Annotated in this window: 21 protein-coding genes; 4 read left to right on the top strand and 17 right to left on the bottom strand. The window is 67.6% G+C overall.

Annotated features, from left to right (window positions below):
* Positions 1–41: 41 nt before the first annotated feature.
* From ACWEV3_RS40215 to ACWEV3_RS40135, 17 genes are all read right to left on the bottom strand, one after another.
* Positions 42–476 carry a hypothetical protein gene (locus ACWEV3_RS40215; RefSeq protein WP_452618936.1) on the bottom strand — a complete coding sequence of 145 codons (435 nt, stop codon included), beginning with the start codon at positions 474–476 and terminating at the stop codon, positions 42–44.
* A gap of 64 nt (positions 477–540) precedes the next feature.
* The gene (locus ACWEV3_RS40210; protein WP_452618935.1) at positions 541–885 is read right to left on the bottom strand and encodes a hypothetical protein; all 345 of its coding nucleotides are present in this window, start codon (positions 883–885) and stop codon (positions 541–543) included.
* Between the two features lie 64 nt (positions 886–949).
* Positions 950–1,171 carry a hypothetical protein gene (locus tag ACWEV3_RS40205; RefSeq protein ID WP_452618934.1) on the bottom strand — a complete coding sequence of 74 codons (222 nt, stop codon included), beginning with the start codon at positions 1,169–1,171 and terminating at the stop codon, positions 950–952.
* Positions 1,172–1,238: 67 nt separating this feature from the next.
* Positions 1,239–1,559, bottom strand: coding sequence for a hypothetical protein (locus ACWEV3_RS40200; RefSeq protein WP_452618933.1), 321 nt, complete (start codon positions 1,557–1,559; stop codon positions 1,239–1,241).
* A gap of 65 nt (positions 1,560–1,624) precedes the next feature.
* Positions 1,625–1,939 (bottom strand): hypothetical protein, encoded by a 315-nt coding sequence (locus ACWEV3_RS40195; protein WP_452618932.1) that lies wholly within the window; start codon positions 1,937–1,939, stop codon positions 1,625–1,627.
* A 797-nt stretch (positions 1,940–2,736) separates the two neighbouring features.
* A complete protein-coding gene (locus ACWEV3_RS40190; protein ID WP_452618931.1) occupies positions 2,737–5,658 on the bottom strand; it encodes a LysM peptidoglycan-binding domain-containing protein in 2,922 nt (973 codons plus the stop codon).
* 53 nt (positions 5,659–5,711) lie between these two features.
* A complete protein-coding gene (locus ACWEV3_RS40185) occupies positions 5,712–6,131 on the bottom strand; it encodes a hypothetical protein (protein WP_452618930.1) in 420 nt (139 codons plus the stop codon).
* A complete protein-coding gene (locus ACWEV3_RS40180) occupies positions 6,128–6,556 on the bottom strand; it encodes a TadE family protein (protein WP_452618929.1) in 429 nt (142 codons plus the stop codon). Before ACWEV3_RS40180 ends, ACWEV3_RS40185 begins: the two co-directional genes overlap by 4 nt.
* Positions 6,553–6,915, bottom strand: a complete 363-nt coding sequence (locus ACWEV3_RS40175) for a TadE family protein (protein ID WP_452618928.1) — start codon at positions 6,913–6,915, stop codon at positions 6,553–6,555. The genes ACWEV3_RS40180 and ACWEV3_RS40175 overlap by 4 nt, the downstream gene beginning before the upstream one ends.
* Positions 6,916–7,000: 85 nt before the next feature.
* A complete protein-coding gene (locus tag ACWEV3_RS40170; RefSeq protein WP_452618927.1) occupies positions 7,001–7,237 on the bottom strand; it encodes a hypothetical protein in 237 nt (78 codons plus the stop codon).
* 41 nt (positions 7,238–7,278) lie between these two features.
* The gene (locus ACWEV3_RS40165) at positions 7,279–8,172 is read right to left on the bottom strand and encodes a type II secretion system F family protein (RefSeq protein WP_452618926.1); all 894 of its coding nucleotides are present in this window, start codon (positions 8,170–8,172) and stop codon (positions 7,279–7,281) included.
* The gene (locus ACWEV3_RS40160) at positions 8,169–8,999 is read right to left on the bottom strand and encodes a type II secretion system F family protein (protein WP_452618925.1); all 831 of its coding nucleotides are present in this window, start codon (positions 8,997–8,999) and stop codon (positions 8,169–8,171) included. The genes ACWEV3_RS40165 and ACWEV3_RS40160 overlap by 4 nt, the downstream gene beginning before the upstream one ends.
* Positions 9,000–9,025: 26 nt before the next feature.
* Entirely contained in the window at positions 9,026–10,402 is a 1,377-nt protein-coding gene (locus ACWEV3_RS40155; protein ID WP_452618924.1) for a CpaF family protein, read from the bottom strand.
* Positions 10,399–11,214 (bottom strand): hypothetical protein, encoded by an 816-nt coding sequence (locus ACWEV3_RS40150; RefSeq protein ID WP_452618923.1) that lies wholly within the window; start codon positions 11,212–11,214, stop codon positions 10,399–10,401. The genes ACWEV3_RS40155 and ACWEV3_RS40150 overlap by 4 nt, the downstream gene beginning before the upstream one ends.
* A gap of 41 nt (positions 11,215–11,255) precedes the next feature.
* Positions 11,256–11,933 (bottom strand): SAF domain-containing protein, encoded by a 678-nt coding sequence (locus ACWEV3_RS40145; protein WP_452618922.1) that lies wholly within the window; start codon positions 11,931–11,933, stop codon positions 11,256–11,258.
* 991 nt (positions 11,934–12,924) lie between these two features.
* On the bottom strand, positions 12,925–13,461 hold the full coding sequence (locus ACWEV3_RS40140) for a hypothetical protein (RefSeq protein WP_452618921.1): 537 nt from the start codon (positions 13,459–13,461) through the stop codon (positions 12,925–12,927).
* Positions 13,462–13,474: 13 nt separating this feature from the next.
* Entirely contained in the window at positions 13,475–14,095 is a 621-nt protein-coding gene (locus ACWEV3_RS40135; protein WP_452618920.1) for a prepilin peptidase, read from the bottom strand.
* A 590-nt stretch (positions 14,096–14,685) separates the two neighbouring features.
* Here ACWEV3_RS40135 and ACWEV3_RS40130 point away from each other — a divergent pair.
* The 4 genes from ACWEV3_RS40130 to ACWEV3_RS40115 all read left to right on the top strand — a co-directional run bounded on the left by ACWEV3_RS40130 (position 14,686) and on the right by ACWEV3_RS40115 (position 16,657).
* A complete protein-coding gene (locus ACWEV3_RS40130; RefSeq protein WP_452618919.1) occupies positions 14,686–14,886 on the top strand; it encodes a hypothetical protein in 201 nt (66 codons plus the stop codon).
* Positions 14,887–14,891: 5 nt separating this feature from the next.
* Positions 14,892–15,902, top strand: a complete 1,011-nt coding sequence (locus ACWEV3_RS40125; RefSeq protein WP_452618918.1) for a ketoacyl-ACP synthase III family protein — start codon at positions 14,892–14,894, stop codon at positions 15,900–15,902.
* A gap of 87 nt (positions 15,903–15,989) precedes the next feature.
* A complete protein-coding gene (locus tag ACWEV3_RS40120; protein WP_452618917.1) occupies positions 15,990–16,193 on the top strand; it encodes a hypothetical protein in 204 nt (67 codons plus the stop codon).
* A gap of 155 nt (positions 16,194–16,348) precedes the next feature.
* Positions 16,349–16,657: a hypothetical protein gene (locus ACWEV3_RS40115; RefSeq protein WP_452618916.1), complete on the top strand. Its 309-nt coding sequence runs from the start codon at positions 16,349–16,351 to the stop codon at positions 16,655–16,657.
* Positions 16,658–16,882 lie beyond the last annotated feature (225 nt).

Below are 16,882 nucleotides of genomic sequence, written 5' to 3'. Positions count from 1 at the left end.
CTCTCGGGAGCCGGCGAGGGTTTCGGCAGGTGCCCGGTGGGTCACTCGTCGGTGAAGACGGTGACGGTGCCAGGTCCGTGTCCTTGGGCGCGGAGGGCGTGTTCGTGGTCGGCGTTGTTCGGGACAATCGCTGCGGCCAGGAAACGGTGATCGTGGGGGTCGTCGGGGTTGTGCCAGTTGTGCGCGTGGAGCACGGGCTTGATCGCGCGGTTCATGATCTCCTGGGCCGTGGCGAACGAGCCCGCGTCGGCGGGGTCGATCCCGAACACCACGAAGGTGATCGACCGGCCACCGGGGTAGACCAGGGCGGCGTAGCGGGCCTCGGGCGGCAACCCGGCATCCGGATCGGCGGCGCTAGTGACCAGCTCGGCCATCAGCCACACGGCCAGCTGGGCGAGATCCAGCGCGGCGGTGTCCTCATACGACACCCCGTACATGCGTCCCGTGGGGGCGGCTGACGTGTCCGGCGTGATCAAGACATACTCCTCTCTCTGAGAGTCCATTGTGGACTCCGTTGGTCTGGGTTGGGTCGGGCGGTGGTCATTGCGGATCTCCGTTCTGGTGGGCCAGTTGGTAGGCGTAGGCGGCGGCTGCGAGGGGCTCGCGGAGGGCGTCCATGCTGGCGATGGCCGCGTCATAGTTCCGGCTATCCGAACATGAAGCGAGGCTGTGCGGGTGGGGGTCGCCTTCGGCGACGCACTGCATGTCGCGGGCGATGCTGGCGGCATAGTGCTTGGCTTCGGCCTGGTGGCGCGCGACGTTCTCCGCGATCACCTTCAACACAAGGTCGGCGGGATGGGCGTCGTCGAGGTCCCCGCAGGCAGTGGCGACACCCAGGGCTCGAGTCAGGATCTCGTCGGCTCCGGCGAAGGCACTGTGACGCATGACTTGTTCTCCTGTTTCCATAGGTTTCAATACCGGTCGTGGCTGTGGTGGGCTGGCTGGCCGGTTACCACCCCAGGGCGTTGCGGGCGTTGCCGGGGAGGTAGCCGATCTGTCGCCCCTCGCTCAGCCACACGGTCGGTGACGTGTCGTCCCATTCGGCGTCGTTGGTGACGCTTTCGATGGCGTACTCGAGCGGGTAGCCCGGTTGAGCGGCCCACCGAACAGGGGCATCGGGGTCGTACTCCTTGAGCGCGGCGATCAGGTCGCCCACGGTCTCGATACGCATCACAGTCTCCAATTGATCCATAGTGGACAAAGCGTTGTGTGTTCTGATCACGACTGGTTGTTGGTGGCTAGGTGGTGAGGATTGTGGCGGCGCGCATAGTCAGGCCGTCGGTGATCCGGGCGAGTTCCGCGACCGGGTCGAGGTCCTTGGCGTGTGGCGACGCGGTGGCGGCGAACCAGGTGTCGGTCGGTTCGTTGACGAGGTGGGTCCAGGTCATGGCGTCGGTGGCCAGGACCTCGGCCTTGGCGTAGCTCTGCTGCTCGTAGAAGTCCCGGCGGACCGTGGCTCGCACGATGTAGCGATCATTGATCTTGGCGATTTCCACGTACTCGTAGCTCTGTTTCCAGATGTGCGGGCTGTCGTCAAGTGTCCTGATCGTGTACGTCATAGCAGGTTGCCTCCGGTGCCTGAATGTCCACTGTGGACATATGTTGATGCGGGTTGATGTCTTGTCTATTGCGTGGCTTGCGTTCCCTGATCGAGCTGGTGGCGTAGGAAGCCGACGGCTCCGGTGGGAAACCGCATGTGGTAGCGGGTGATTCGTCCGTCGTCGTCTTCGAGATACGCCACCGTCACGGCCCCGTCGGGGTCGGTGTCGAAATTCAGCCTGGTGACGGTGCCGCTGATATCGGCGGTTGGGACTGGTTTCATGAAAATACCCCACTCTGTGGAAAAAGAAATGATTTCGCACTCGTGGAAACCCTGGCTATTTCCGGGTTTCGTTCCCGATGACAATTCAAAGATAGCTCTGCGGCGGCGGGTGCTCAAGTTGAAATGGGGCCATTTCCAAGATTCTTTCCGGCTGATTTCGGATGTTTTATCGATGGTTTGTTCAGATCTTTTTCGGGCCGTTATTTTGCCGCTGGCGGTTCCGTGTCGCTATTCGGCCCCGGGGAACGGGCGGGCGCGGGTTCGGCCGCGTCCGTGCCTGTGACGGCCCACTACGGGCCGGTCGGCGAGGGCGGGGCCGGCCGGGGGTGCCGGGGGAGGAGGCAGGCTGCGGGCTGGGGGTGGCCTGGCTGCTGTGGCCGGCCGAGAAGCAGTGAGAGGTTAATGCCGAACATGGTGCCGGTTTCTCGGCAAATTCCGGGAGATTGGGGAGATTGATTCTTTTCGTGTGCGGATGGCGGTTCAGACTGGTTATCGTAACCAGTCTGGCTCACCGGAAGGATCGCCGTCGGGGGCGGTGGCCTGCGGTGTTGGGAAGTGTAAGGGGGCCGTCGGGACACCGTCCTGGACGACGGGGTTCCCATGGGGTGCTTGACGGCGGGGTGAACGGGCCCCTTGGCGGGCGCATTCTCGGCGCCGATCTGTCGCTGCCGCACGGTGCAAGCCTCGGTGTCGCTTCCTAATGGATGATGCCGGCGTGGCCGGGATGTGCCCGTCGGTGTGAGGGGCGATGTGGTGTTCGCGGCGTGGTGTGGTGGCGTCGTGTGCATCAACGAATGAGTTCCTGGGGTGCGAGCGCGTGTCGGGCGGTGGCGTGATGACCGCGGCGGTGTGGTGCGGGTCGTTGTCATCGAACCGTGGTGCGGGGCAAAGCGGAACCCGTTCATGGCGGGGTTTTATGGTTGTGGGGTGAGGATTTTCGTGGTGGTGGGGTCGGGTTCGCAGTCGATGTCGGCCAGTCGTGCTCGCAGTGCCCGGAATGTGGCTGCGGCTGCTTCGGGGCGCCCGGAGGTGGTTTGTATCCGCATGATGTGTTGGTAGAGCTGCTCGGTGTAGGGGTCCCAGGTGGTGGCCAGTTGCAGGATGTCGAGCGCCCGCTCGGGGTTGTCGTGTTCGGTCGTGGTGGCGAGGGAGACGAGTGCGTCGAGTGCTTGGCTGCGCCACATTTCCGCCACGGGCTCGGCCCACGCATAGTGCGCGCCTTCCAGCGGTGGCCCGGCACGGCAGAGCTCGGCCACCGTATTCAGTGCGTGTAGGCGGATGCTGTTGTCGGTGGTGTTGCGTGCCTGCTGGAGTGCGTCGGCGAGTTCCCGGACGTCGAGGGTGATGAGGGTGTCGTCGAGGCGGTAGACGCCGGTGGTGGAGGTGATGAATCGTTGGTCGGGTAGTCCGGTGGCTTTGCGCAGGGCCGCGCGAGCGTGGGAGATCGCGGTGTGCAGCTGCGCGCGCCGGTTGCCGGGCGGGACGTGGGAGAGGATGTCTTCTTCGAGGGTGTCGCTGCGGGCCCCGGCGGGGTGCGCAGCGAGGTACGCCAGGATTTCGCGGGCGAGACTGCGCAGCCCGGACACCTCACCTCCGGCGGCCTCGACCCGGATACCCCCGAGCAGCCGCACACGCACCACAGCACCATGACCTGCCTCAGATCCACGTGCTGGCTCGTCGTCCCGCTGGTGAGTGCCGCGATCGTCGGCATCGCAGGAAGCCCCAGGGACAGGGGTTCCGGTCTCGGATTCGGTGTCGGGACCAGCGTCGGTGGGCGTGGTGTCGTGGGCTGCGGCGATGACCCGCCAGATCTCGGTCGCGTCGGAGGTGTGGAGGGTGTCCAGCCGTGCCCCTTGTGGGAGGGCGATGCCGGGTCCGTGGGTGTGGTTGATGGTGCCGTCATCGGCGATGTCGAGTGTGGGGGTCCAGGCGTTGGTGAGTTGGAGGGCGTGGATGCCGAGGCTGCGGCCAAGCTCGCAGACGGCGGCCCACCGGGCCCGGGTCGCGGGAGTCGGCCGGGCACAGACCAGCAGCGTGGGAACCGCCTCCGCGGGGTCCTGGTCCTGGTAGGCGTGGAAGCGGGCCGCGGTGCGGGCGGCGATGTCCGTGGCTGTCTCGGGATCCTCAGCACGGTCGGGGTGGAGATCGTGGTCATCCAGCAGACGGGTACGGCGGGCCAGTTCGGCTTCCAGACCTGCCAGTGCGTCGTGTTCGTTGTCGGTAGCGGTCACCCCCGCTACTTCACCGAGAACCGTTGCTGCCGTGGTGTCTGTATCGGTGGGCTGGTCGGGGTCGTGGGTGAGTGTGGTGAGGATGTCGGGGCCGACGAGGTGGATCTGTCCTGGGTGGAGGGTGTCGCCGGCAACGACAGCGGTCAGGATTGCCCGTGCGGCGGCCGGGGCGCCAGGGCCGGTGAGCCCGAGCCCGGCGACACTAGCCAGGCCCAGATGCTGTTCGCCGGTGTCGGTGTGGGCGATGAGCACCGGCGCGGGTGGGGGCCAGGCTCGGCGGGGCGCGAACTCCTCACCGCATGCGCTCGCGGCTGTCTCGTCGGGGGCGTGGTGGCGCGCGGCGTGATCCAGCAACCTCACCGGTTCCGCGGCGGTACGGGGACGCGCTGCGGAGGCTTGCGGGGCGCTGCCGGGGCGTCGGTGGTGGCGGCGACGGCGCCGGGCGAGGGTGAGCACGGTGGCCACTGCGGCAGCCAGCGACAGGCTCACCACTGCACCCGAGGGCAACACAACCGGCCCCCGCTCACGATCTGCGGCATCGGAGTTGGAACCTGACGGGTCTTCCGCTAAGCCCGGACTCGCTTCGGGTTCAGCGTGATCCGGTGCTGGCAGGGGTTCTGGTGATGCCGTCGGCTCAACGGGTAGGGGCGTGGCCGGATGCGCCACCGGTGCGTGAGCGCTGTGCTCTGCCAGCGGGAGCGCGAGAGACCAGCCGGGGAAGATCAGGTCGGGGTCGCGTAGGACTCGTCCGTCTGGTTGTGGGTGGTGGGCGTTGAGCCGGAAGATCTCGTCCCATCGATCGGCGTTGCCGAGGTGGTGTTCGGCGATGGTGGTCAGGGTGTCGCCGGGTTCGGCCGTGACCCACTGCGCATCCTCGGGGATGGCCGGCGGGGTGGGCACTTGGGTGGCATCGGGTGGTAGCAGGAGGATCCAGCCTGGCTGGAGGTGGCGGGAGTCGCCGATGCGGTCGGCGTTGAGGTCACGGATTTCCCTCCAGCGTTGGGGGTTGGCGAGGTGGCGTTGCGCGAGGTCCCAGAGGGTGTCGCCGCGGGCGACGCGGTAGCGGGGGCAGTCCGGGCGGTGACTGTCGTCGATGTGGGTGGGGGTGCTGGGTTCGGGCGGCGGGGTGGGGTCGGCGTAGCCGCCCGAACCCAGCGTTGTGGTGTCGCTGCTGGGAGCGGGCAGGACACCACTGGAGGGATGATGCGGTGCGGTGACCGCGGCCCGATCGGCCGCGGGTGCCGCGGAGGCGGACGGCCCGCTCAGGGAGATCACCGTGCTCGCGAGCACAGCGGCGATCCACCCGCGGGGCCCGGAGGATGGAAGGCGTTCGCGCAGGGCGCGAGTTCCGTAGCGGACAAGGAGTATGAGGTCGCTGAGGGTCCACCACATCAGGCACGACCAGGTGCTCCACCCGGTGGTGAGGATGACGAGCAGGAGCGCACCGTCGGCGCGGAGATCAAGCCGCAGGGTGTGCCAGGTGTGCTCGGCCCAGACCGTGAGTTGGTCGCGGATCGGCGGCGCCCAGTACGAGGTGTCCAGCTTCGGCCAGGGCAGGTCGGGAATGGTGACGAGGCGGCCGGTGATGGTCAGGATTACCGGCATTCCGGCCAGCAAAGCGAGGATCCCGAGCCCAGCGAGAATGATCCGAACCCGGCTCATGGCAGCCTGCCCGGGAGGTGGGGTCCGGTGGCGAGCGCGGCAGTCGCGTGGCCGGTAACGGTGTGGCTGGACCACAGCAGCCCGATCTTCGCGGGCTCGGAAAAGGTGACCGTGACGCGCACGGCCGTGGCGCCATCCAGGGTGACTGTGCCGGTGTGGTTGGTGGCGGCGAGGTATCGCCGCGCGGCCGCGGTGGTGGAGTGGGCGTCGAGAGTGAGGGTGGTGCCGCGGGTGTTGAGGGCGGTGAGCGCGGCGCGGGCGGCTTCGGCTGCGACGGCATCCGCGCGCGCCGTAACCCGGAGCCGGTCGGCGCCGTCGATGAGGAGCGTGAACACCAGCAGCAGGCAGGGCACCAGGACCGCGACCAGCACGCTGACCGATCCCTCGTCCTTGGAGTGTCTGATGTGGAGTGTCATGTTCGGCTCCGGTATGGGTCGACAGGGCTGGTGAACACCGCGTGCAGCGGGATGCTGGCCGGTAGACCGGGGATGCCGGTGAGGTCGGCCAGCGACACCGCGCAATGCAGGGTCACCGTGACGGTCCCCGGGGCTCCGGGGTGGCCGAAACTACTGGTGTCCGCGGTGACCTGGAGGCCGGTGCAGGTGAGGTTCTGCTCGGCGAGGGCGCGGGTTCCCGCATTGGTTGCGGTGGAGTGGGCTGCGGTGGGGGTGCGGGCCAGGCTGGCGGCCCGGGCGGCGGTGGTGGCGGCGTGTTCCACGGCGAGGTCGGCGGTCACGGTGCGCCCGCCGGCGATGACCAGCACGACCAGCATGAGCAGCATCGGTGTCAGGATCGCCAGCTCCACGCTGGCCGAGCCCGCATCGGAGAATCGGCGGCTCATGGCAGTTCTCCGGGGGTGGTGAAGCGTTCTTTGGCTGCGCGGGCTTCCTGCTCGATGCGCTCGAGCCCTGGGATGGGCAGGACCTGCGGTGCGGTGGCCGTGACCTGCACGCGGACCTGGCGGGCGTCGGCGGTGGCGGTGACGACCGGATCTTCCACGAGGCCGCCGGCTCGGTTGAGGAAGCTGGTGGCGGCGGTGTGGGCGTCACTGGTGGTGCCGGTGAGTGTGCGGGCGGCCTGCACGCCGTGTTGGGCGGCCGAGTGGCAGAGGGTTCGGGTGTGCCACCACAGACCGGCCTGCAGGACCGTGACGAGCAGGATCAGCGCCAGCGGCGCGAGCACGGCCAGCTCCACCGCCACCGACCCAGCATCCCGGGCTTCAGGTTCCTGGCGGGGATGTGTGTGGCGCATCGGGGTTTTCATCGCTGGCGCCTCCCTTTGTGGGTTAGTGGATTTGGCCTTGGTATTTCTGGACGACTGCGGTGATGGCGGCGCCGAGTCCGAGTGCGGCTGCCAGTCCGATCGCGGTGAGCACGGCTTTCTCGGTGCTCTCCGATCCGGTGTCGTCGAAGCGGGCGTGGCCCCAACGCTGCTGGGCGTTCTGGCTGGCGAGCGTGATCCAGGCCGACAGAAGCAGTAGTGCGGTCGTGGCGTTCCGGTGGAGGAGACGAAGGACAGACATGATGACCTCTTTCGAATTCGATGGGACTGGGTTTGCGGTGGTTAGCCGAGGAGTCGGGTGACGGCTGGGTAGAGGACGAGCAGGAGGATTCCGAGCATGAGCAGGGTGACCGGCAGGGTGAGGCGTTCGGTGCGGGTGTTGGCCTCTGCCTTGTCGGTGCTGATCGCGGCGGTGCGAAGGCTGGCGGCGTGGGTGGTCAGGCTGGTGTAGATCGCCGCCCCGTCCGCGGCGGTCGCCGCCAGGTCCGCCACCGCCACCAACTCAGGGAGCCGGATCGCGGTGCCAAGAGTGCGGAGCGCGTCCCACGGTGAGTGTCCACTGTGCTCGGCGTGGATGAGGGTGCGATGTAGCCGGGTCAGCAGCCAGTGGTCACCGACTGCGGCGGCCTCGCGCAACGCCGGACCAGGCGCGTGACCGGCAGTGCGCTGCTGAGCCACGAGGTCCAAGTAGACCGCCAGAGCCCGCCGCGCGTCCTCCCGCGCCACCGCGGCCCGGTCGCGGAGGCGCGAGACCGGCACCACCGCACCCACCAGTCCACCGGCAGCCACCAGCCCCACCGATACCCCGACCGGCACGCCCACGACCGCTAGCGACACGGCGAGCAGCGTGGCGACGGCAAGGCTGCTCACAGCCCACCGCAGCCGCGTGGCCATGTAGTCGGTGGGGGTGCGTTCGAGAAGGCCGAGGTCGTGGGTGGGGATGCCCAGCCGGGGGTGCCGGGCGTGGTTGGCGCGGTCGGTGGCGTAGGTCACCAAGCGTGTCCGCCATGCCCGCCACCCGGTCGCGGGTGTGGAGGTGGTGGTCCGGGTGGCGAGGTGGCTGAGCGCGGCGGACACGTCCATCGGCGCGGGCCCTGCGATCGCGCGCATTCCGAGGACGAGGCCGATTCCGAGCACGATGCCCATCCCAGCGGCCAGTATGAGTGCGGTGTTCATGATGGTTGCCCGTCGTTGAGGTAGCGGGGCCTGGAGGGCATCGTGGAGAGCTGGTGCATTCGCCACAGCGACACAGCGAAAATGCCTGCCACGACAGCCAGAACTCCTTGCCCGGTCCAGGTGCTGAAGGGGGAGAGGAATTCGCGGGCGAAGAGCACCAGCCCGACGACCATGACCGCCGTGATCGCGACGAGGGTGCGCACGGTTGTGCGGGGTTTGGCGCGGTCGGCCTCGACCTCGCGGGTCGCGGCGGCGCGGGCGCGCAGCGCGGCGGCTTGGGCGTGCAGGATCTCCACCAGACCACGCCCACCGGTCCGCAGGCGCAACAGCAGCGCCAGCACGACCTCATCCACCGCCGGATCACCGAACTCCGCGGCGAACGCCCGCAGCGCCGTCTCCGGACTGTCGGCCTGCAGCCGGTCAGCCAAACGCCGAACCGGTGCTGTTAGGGGCTCGGGGGCGGTGTCGGCGGAGCGCGCGACGGCGTGGTGCAAGCCTCCGGCGCCCGAGGCCAGGAGGTCCCCGACCCGCCGCGTCCACACCGCCAGGGCTTCCTGCAGCACGACGGTCTCCCGCGCGCCGCGTGAAGCCAGCACGACGGGCAGGCCCACAACAGCTGCGATGGCCGCTGCGGCGGCCACCGGCAACCCGGTCACCCACCACACCACCGCCGCCACCAGCACGGCGAGCACACCGCGCCGCCACCACCGGAGCATCCACGGCGTCACCGCAGCGTGCCGTTCGTGCGCTGTCTCCTCGCGGGAGGGCATCGGAGACGAGGGCACAAGAGCGAAGACGCCGAGCAGCACCCCAGTTCCGAACAACACTCCATTTAGGACAGTGGTAATGGCGATCATGTCTGCTCACTCCTCTGATCGAGGGTGTTGTTCCATTGGCCGTCCGGCTGGTTGAAGAGGGCGCGGTCCAGGCCGTGGGCGTGCAGACGGGCCATCAGGTTCGGGCTGGGAGGGCATGTCGGGACGGCGCGGCCGTCACCGGGGCGGGGCCCGAAGAGCGTGGTGAGGTCCGGGATGGCTGCGTCGCCGACGGGGCCGACTTCGACGATCTCGGTCACGAACCGTTCCCGGCGCTCAGAGTGATCCCGGCGGGCGAGGTGAACGATGAGGTCCAGGGCGGAGGCCGTCCACCGGTGCGCGGCCTCCACGGACAGCGGCGGCATCGCGAGTTGCCCCAGCGCGGCGATGCGGTCCGGGACCGCGCGGGCCGATGTCGCGTGCAGGGTGCCCATGCCGCCCGCGGCGCCGTTACCCAGCGCCCGCAGCAGCGCAGTGATCTCCCCACCGCGTACCTCGCCGACGATGACCCGGGATGGCGAGTGCCGGAGGGTTTGTTTGAGCAGATCGTCCAGGCTGATTTCCCCCACGCCTTCGGCGTTGGCGGTGCGCGCCTCCAGCGGGGTCACCACGCGCTCGCCGTCGAGATGCAGCCCGAGCTCGTAATCGTCCTCGACGGTCACGATGTGCTCGTGGGTCGGGATTTCGGCGCACAGTGCCCGCAACAGCGTGGTTTTGCCGGCGAACGGGCCGCCGGTCACGAGCAGGTTCACGCCTGCGGCTACCGCGACGGCGAGGAAGTTCTCGAGGCCGGGGTCGAGGGTGCCGTGGCGGCGTAGGTCGGTGAGGGTGGTGTGGGTGAGGCGGTGGCGGCGTATGGCGATGCGGGGCCGGTCTGTGACTTCCCGTACCGCCGCCAATCTCGCTCCCAAGGGGCCACCTGCTGGTAGTCGCAGGTTCACGATGGGCTGTGCTGGGCTGAATTCGCGGGAGGTCTGTCCGAGCCGCGCGCATATCGCCTCTAGCTGTTCCAGTAGCTCGGTGTCGGAGTCGGCGACCGGGTAGGGCCAGCGTTGTAGGTGGCCGTTGGCTAGCTCCAGCCAGACGTGGTCGTGGCCGTGGATGTGGATGTTCTCCACGTCCTCCAGTTCCAGCAGCGGCTGGAGCTGGCCCAGGCCGAACACCGCGGCCAGCACCGCGTCGGCGAGCCGCTGCTCCTCGGCAACCGACAACGGCGGATCGCCCCTGCTGGCCCGCTCGTGTGCCCACGTGGTGATCTCCGCGGCCACCACCGCGGCCCGCTCGTCGGTGGTGCTGTTTCGCAGGCGGACGGCGACTTTCTCCCGCAGCGCTTGCACGGTGGCGTTGTCCGGTATCCATCCCCAGGTCTCGCGCGAGAGCTGCAGGCGGGGGTTGCCGTTGATCTCGGTGGTCATGCCGCACCTGCCTTCAGTACGCCGTCGGCCACCGTCGGTGTGGCTGGCGGAGTGGGTGGGGGTGGGGTGAGGCTGCGGTGCAGCCGGAGCGCGGCCTTCCGGCTGGTGCGCACGAGGGCCGAGCGGCGGGGTGGGTGGCTGCCTGCCCCGTCGGAGAAGAACCGGGCAGCTGCCGGGTCGTCGGGAAGCTCCACACCGACGGGGATCCCCACGGCACGGGCGACACGGTCGGCTGCGCGGCTCGTGGTGGCCGACACCAACGCTCCGAGCCGGGTGATCGGTATCAGCTCGCGCAACGTGCTGATCAAGAGCAGTGCGGCCGAGATGTGCCGGAGGCTGGGACGCATTCCCACCAGGACCAGGTCGGCTTCGGCGATCAGCGGCCAGGGCGCTTCGGGTGTCCACCGGCCGGCGTCGATGAGGACGTCGGGTCCTTCACGCGCGAGATCTCGGGTGGCGCTGGCAAGTCGGCGCCAGCCGTCGTCCCCCATCGCTCCCGCCTGAGTCCGGCTCGTCACCCCCGCCAGCAACCGCACGTGATCGTGACCAGGAATCCCCTGCACATGCCCCGCCAGCCCTTCCGAGGGCACGGAGTCCAGGTGGCGGGTGGCAGCGGCGAAGCTGACCACCCCGCGCTCAGTGGACAGGCGCCCGTCGACCAGCCACTGGCCGCCCCATCCCGGCAGCAGATCACCCCCAGCGGGATCAGCGTCGACCACCAGGAGCCGGTTCGGCCAGACCATGGCCAGCGCCGCTACCGCGGTGGTGATCCCGGGTGAACATTTCGCGGACAGCATCGTGATGAAGGCCATCACAAACTCCTTTAGACAGAAGCAAAAACCCATCATCGGTTTCAGCTGGTGGGGCCAAGCAGTTTGACGAGTGCGCCGCCAGCGGCAGCGGCATCGGCCTGATCGGCGGCCGAGGTGTCGATGAGCAGATCGACCAGGACCGCACCCTCGGAGTCCGGCAGCGATGCCTGCACCACGCGAGCCCGGAACCGTGCCCCGCCCGTCACCGTCTCTGCCGCGCCAGAGCTCGACAGGCCCACGACCTCGACAGGGTCGTTGGGGGTCAGTCCGCGTGCCGGGTACCGGCCCGGGAGCAGGCGAATGCCGATCACCTGCTGTCCACTCGCGGGCACGGCTTGAGTGGTGACATCGCTGAGGGCCAGGAGTTGCCCGGCTCGCAAGTTGGCGGCGGCGATCTGCCCCACCACGCGGCCACGGTCGGCATCCGCCACCACGAATCGCCGCGCACCAGGATCAAGGTCCACAGTGGTCACATCAGCATCTCTGATGGGTTGACCCCAAGCGACGTCACGAACGAGTTGCAACATCGGCTCGCGCTCCCACGCCACCGATACCACTCCGACCGTTCCCGCGACCGACACGAGGATCACACCGAGCGATGCGCCGAGCAGCCACCACCGCCGCTGCCGAGGAACCCGGGGACCACGCACCACAGTGCTCCCATCCTTGGCGTCGCTCGAATCGGGCTTGGTGACCGCGAAGATTCCGGTACTGGACATAGACTTCTCCCCACACGTGAATACACGAACTACGAAAGGGAAACGGCAAGAAGGTCTGTTGCTTAACGGATGCGGAGTGCTTGGGCCTCGGCCACCGCGAACCTCGCTGGCGTCCGCGAAGTCATCGGCTCGAGCTCACCCCCGGTGGGTGCGCTGCCGGTCCAGCCCTGCCACGTGACCCGCCACGTGATCGACCACTCCGCCGTCACCAGCGCACCAGGCTGATCGGCCGATGGCCGCTCGTACACCACATCGCAGTCCGGCGAGGCCGCATGCAGGCCGAACGACCGGTCATACGGTGTCCCAGGCCCCGCGCAGGATGCGACCGGCTGGCCCAGGCCGGGCGTCATCGACAACCGAATGGGCACCGCGGTGACCTCCGCCCACACTTCGCCGGCCTGCACGCGTTCTGTCTGCGGACGCCAATCTTCTGGAGCAGTCCAGAACCAGGTGTGCTCACCGACGACCGTTGCCGGACGGCCATCCGGTAACCGCAGATCCGGGGAGTGCCGCGGAGTCGGCAACGGCAGCTGTAGCCGCCGGGCCGCCTGCTGAGCAAGAACCGCGGGATCCGGCGGAGCCGCAGCGCCCACCGGGTTCGGCGTCGAAGGTGTGGCGTTCGGCCGTGGGCAGTACCCGTCTTCCAAGGGCCCGAAGCACCAGGTCGACAAGGGTTGGGAATTGAGCATGAACGCCGGATCCTGTGATTGCCCCGGGACGTCACACATCACGATCGGGCACAACGGCACCGGCGCCGGCGACGAGGGCCCAGTCGGACGCGTGCCGGCACCCCCGGGTTTCGACCTTGCCGGCCGTCCCGGCCGTCCTGGGGCGGTAGCGGAGAGCCCGATCGAAGGTGGGCCGTACCAGCCACCAATGTCGCCGGACTCCACGGCGACATCACCATCCTGCGCCAGTACCACGGGGGCGGCTAGGACCATCAGCACGACAAAACCGGAGAGAATGCACGGGCCGCGGACTGTGGAGCGCATCAGCATTCACCTCCCGGGAACTCGATGCGATCGACTCGCCAGATCGCATCAGGCCCTTTCGTCAACGTGGCGTGAACGAGATTGCGAGCAATGCCAACGTTCTTCGGCTTCCCGGACGCGAGGTCGGCCTGACCCGCCCGGCTCGCATCCTGACAGTCCTGCACGCTCGCTTGATCCCCAGTGATCTGCACCCACGAAACACGGGCCACGACAGCGCCATACAGCCGAATCCCGTCAGTCAGTTGCTCGCGAGCGCGCGAGGTGATCTGGTCCGCCAGCTCCTGCCCGGCCACACGGCGCACCTCGGCGTCCCACGCCGCATCGCGCTCGGTCGTAGAGTTCCAGGTGATCCGCCAGAAATCGCGATACGCGCGCTCAACCACAGCGTGTTCGTCAGAGGGCAGGCCCGGAGGCGCAACGATGCTCGGGTCAGCAGGCATTGTGGCCGGCGGTATTGTCGCGCAGCCGACCACGATGAACCCGACCGGGCACAGCACGGTGCGCGCGGCTACGGGCACAACACGTGTCGAGAGCATGTGTGATTGCCTCTCAGAAGGTGTGAATGAGGACGGTGATCCAGCCGCCGAGGATCAGGCTGGGGCCGGCAGCGATGCGTTCGGTCCCGGATCGCAGCGTGGTCGCCCATGCCAGGCCGGCGAGCCCGCCGAGCACCAGCAGCGACGCGGCGATGCCCACCAGCACAGTGCGCCACCCGATCCACCCGGTGTACACCGAGATCGCGGCGAGCAACGTGATATCGCCGTAACCCAGCCCAGTCGGTGCGATCCAGTACGCGAGCGAACCGACGGTCAGGACCAGCACACCGGCACAGAGCGATCGCAGCAGCGCCGTCGGCGAGGACACCGTGATCGCGTGGTCGGTGAACACGACCAGGCCGCCCGCGGCCAAAGTGATCACCCACGGGCGGGGCAATCGGTGACAGGCCATGTCGATCCAGGCCAGCGCCATGCTGCAGATCGCCCACCACCACCAGGCGGCGAGAACGGGATCGGTGGCGAAGCGGCACCCCACGGCGAGCGAGACAGCGCCGCCGGCAGCGCTGAACCCAGCCACCGGCCAGGGGCCTGTTGACCACGCCACCCACGGCCGTACCGCCCACGCCACGAACGGGCCGACCGCGATGCCCGTGAGGACAACAACAGCGACCACGGGCACAGAGCAGGCAAGTGTCGGTGCGTGAACAACGCCCGCCGTAGATGTGAGGCAGGGAAGAATGTGCCAGCACCACAATTTCACCTCCGAAACGGGGACAGGCTGCGAAGAAGCCAGAGGAAGCCGGATTTGTCGCAGTGGATCCGGGGAGATCGAGCGTGGCATCCGACCGCGCCTCGTGTCAGTTTTTGGCCAGTGTGAAGTGGTGTATGCGCCCGTTCGAGTGAAGCCTCAGGTAGAACAACCATCTTCTCCTGATGCCTGGTCGCAACAGCCCCTTGGAGTCGGCGTCCACGTCGCGAAAAGATTCCGTGCCAAGGGTTTTCGATGCTTGAAGATCCAGTGATATTGGGCGTCCGACTCGCTCAGATGGGTGTATCTGTCCGGTGGGCGGGGCCAAAATCTGACACCGGAACCGTGCCCGTGTCACCGTGGCGAAACCCACAACGAGGAACCCTCTCCACCGAGATGGCGGCTTTCCGAATGGGCTCCCGTTTCTCTTTCGTCCTGCCGCGCCACGCGCGGGAATGGAGTGATCCATTATGCGAACCGTACGACAAACCAGCAGAGCCCGAACGCTCTTTATCTTGCGGTGGCAAGACGGCGAGGACTGGGGCCACCTGTCGGCGGTCACCGACGCCGCCAAGCCTGTCTTCCTGGGTTTCGTCAACCGCGCCCTCGACCCGGTCTTCCACACGCTCAGCCGAGACTGCTCGATCGGCGCCGACGGATTCCGCGAAGTCTGGTTCACCGGACGCCTCTCCAATGCGACGCACCCGGCGAGGTGATCGGCATGCGACACCACGGAATCACGATCAACGGCATCGGAGCCGTCACCGGCGACCTCATGCCCGCCACCGACGCCATCCACGCCGGCCACTACAGCGCGAAGCAGGCGCAGCGGAACCGCCAGGACTCCCTCGCCATCGCACCAGAGTGCACCGGGCCGGAGCTCGCGATACGCGCCGGACGCCAAGCCCTCCACGGTTTCCACCGCCGCCTGGACTTGCACCTGCACTCCACGATCCACGACCCAGGCCTCGACTTCTGGTCGCCCCACTGCTTCGTCGCCGACCAGCTCGGACTCAACACCACCATGACTCTTGCGGTCAACGGCATGTCCAACAGCATGGTTGCCGGCATCGAACTAGCCACCAACGTCCTCACAGGCCAACCCGGCCAGGCAGCGCTGTTTACCGCCGGCGACACCTTCCACACGCCGCTGTTCGACCGGTGGCAAACCGATCCCGGCATCACCTACGGCGACGCCGGAGCCGCAGTCCTCCTTCAACGCGACTCCGGGGACGATGCCATGGCCGAGCTGATCTCCACCGCCTCCTGTGCGCAACCGCAGCTGGAAGGCCTCCACCGCGGAAACACCCGTTGGTACAACGGAAATACCTACAGGCCACCGATCCAGCTACGCCAGCGAAAAGCACACTGGCTGGCCACCCACGACGGACCCGGCAGCCTCGAAACCCTCAACGCCGCCGCCGTCAGCACCGTCGTCAAGCAAGCGCTGTATGACGCCGAACTCGAACTCGACGACCTCCGCTTCCTGCTCTGCCCGCACTACGGAGCCCCGCTGACCCACCGGCACTGCCTCGCGCCGCTCGGGATCCCCGAAGAACGCAGCAGCACCTTCCTCGCCCGCCGCTACGGCCACATGGGCGCCTGCGATCACATCGTCGACCTCCACCACCTCCTCACCCGACGCCTCGTCGCTGCAGGGGATCACATCGCCCTGCTGGGCATCGGCGTCGGCACGACCTGGACCGCGGCCGTCCTCCGCATCACCAACTAGCCATCGCCGGCCCCGTCCAACACATGCCTGCCCAGGGCGAATTCTCGCCCGGGAGAACTGCGCCCAAAAAGAGAAAGGGAAAACGAAATGAACGAAGAAAAACAGCGTCGTCACAAGGCGGCCGCGAACAGGGTGCGAGCCGCGTTTATCGCCGTATCCCTGGCCGCGCTGTCTACCGTCGGAACAGCACTTGCAGCCGAAGCCACCCCCGACGACTGCATCGCCGGGTCATGCGGACTGCCGCACTGGGAAGAGCCGCGCCAAGGACTCCCACACCAGCACGTGCTGTGACGCACCGCTGAATCCCTCGCTATCAGCGAATCCTGCCCACTGTGACGCCTTCAAGGCATCCCGGCCAGCAAAATTTCTTCTCTGTATTAACGAATTTCTGATCACAGGCATGTCAACGAGAGGAACGTGTCATGCGAAAAGCGTACAGTGCTGCGGTGAATCTGGCAGCTGCAGCGGGAATCCTGATGGTGGGACTCACCGGCACAGCCCACGCGGAAGGCGCCTGCCCGCCCGGCACCGCGTTGTCCATTCAGGATGGTGCCCGCATCCACCGTGCCGCGGATCTGAAGTCACCCGTAGACGGCGTCTACTACAAGGCCCACGCCTACCGTGTGCACCAGTTCGTCGGCGGGGCACCCACGACTCCTGAGTGGGTCAACCTGACCGACGACACCACCGGAGTCACCGGCTGGGTGCACGGCAGGGTCGCTGCCTGTCTTGGCCTGACCCCGCCCTCCTCGTAGGAAAACTGGGCAGAAGCACCACACACTACAGGCACGTGAAACTTGGAAAGGTGTACGAGAACTGGAGATTCTCAGTCGTGGGACGAGCCTTGACCACCTGGCGAGGCTCGTCCCACACGTTCATGCCTGGACTGAGGTTGCCCCTGTAAGCCGGACACCCTGATCCCAGGCAAGTTGCCTGAGCAAGGATGTCCCTGTGTCAGGTTCATCGAAGTATCCCGAGCA

Source organism: Saccharopolyspora sp. NPDC003752, from assembly GCF_053605825.1.
The sequence above is the reverse complement of the archived record's forward strand: the minus strand, read 5'-3'. Positions and strand labels throughout refer to the sequence as shown.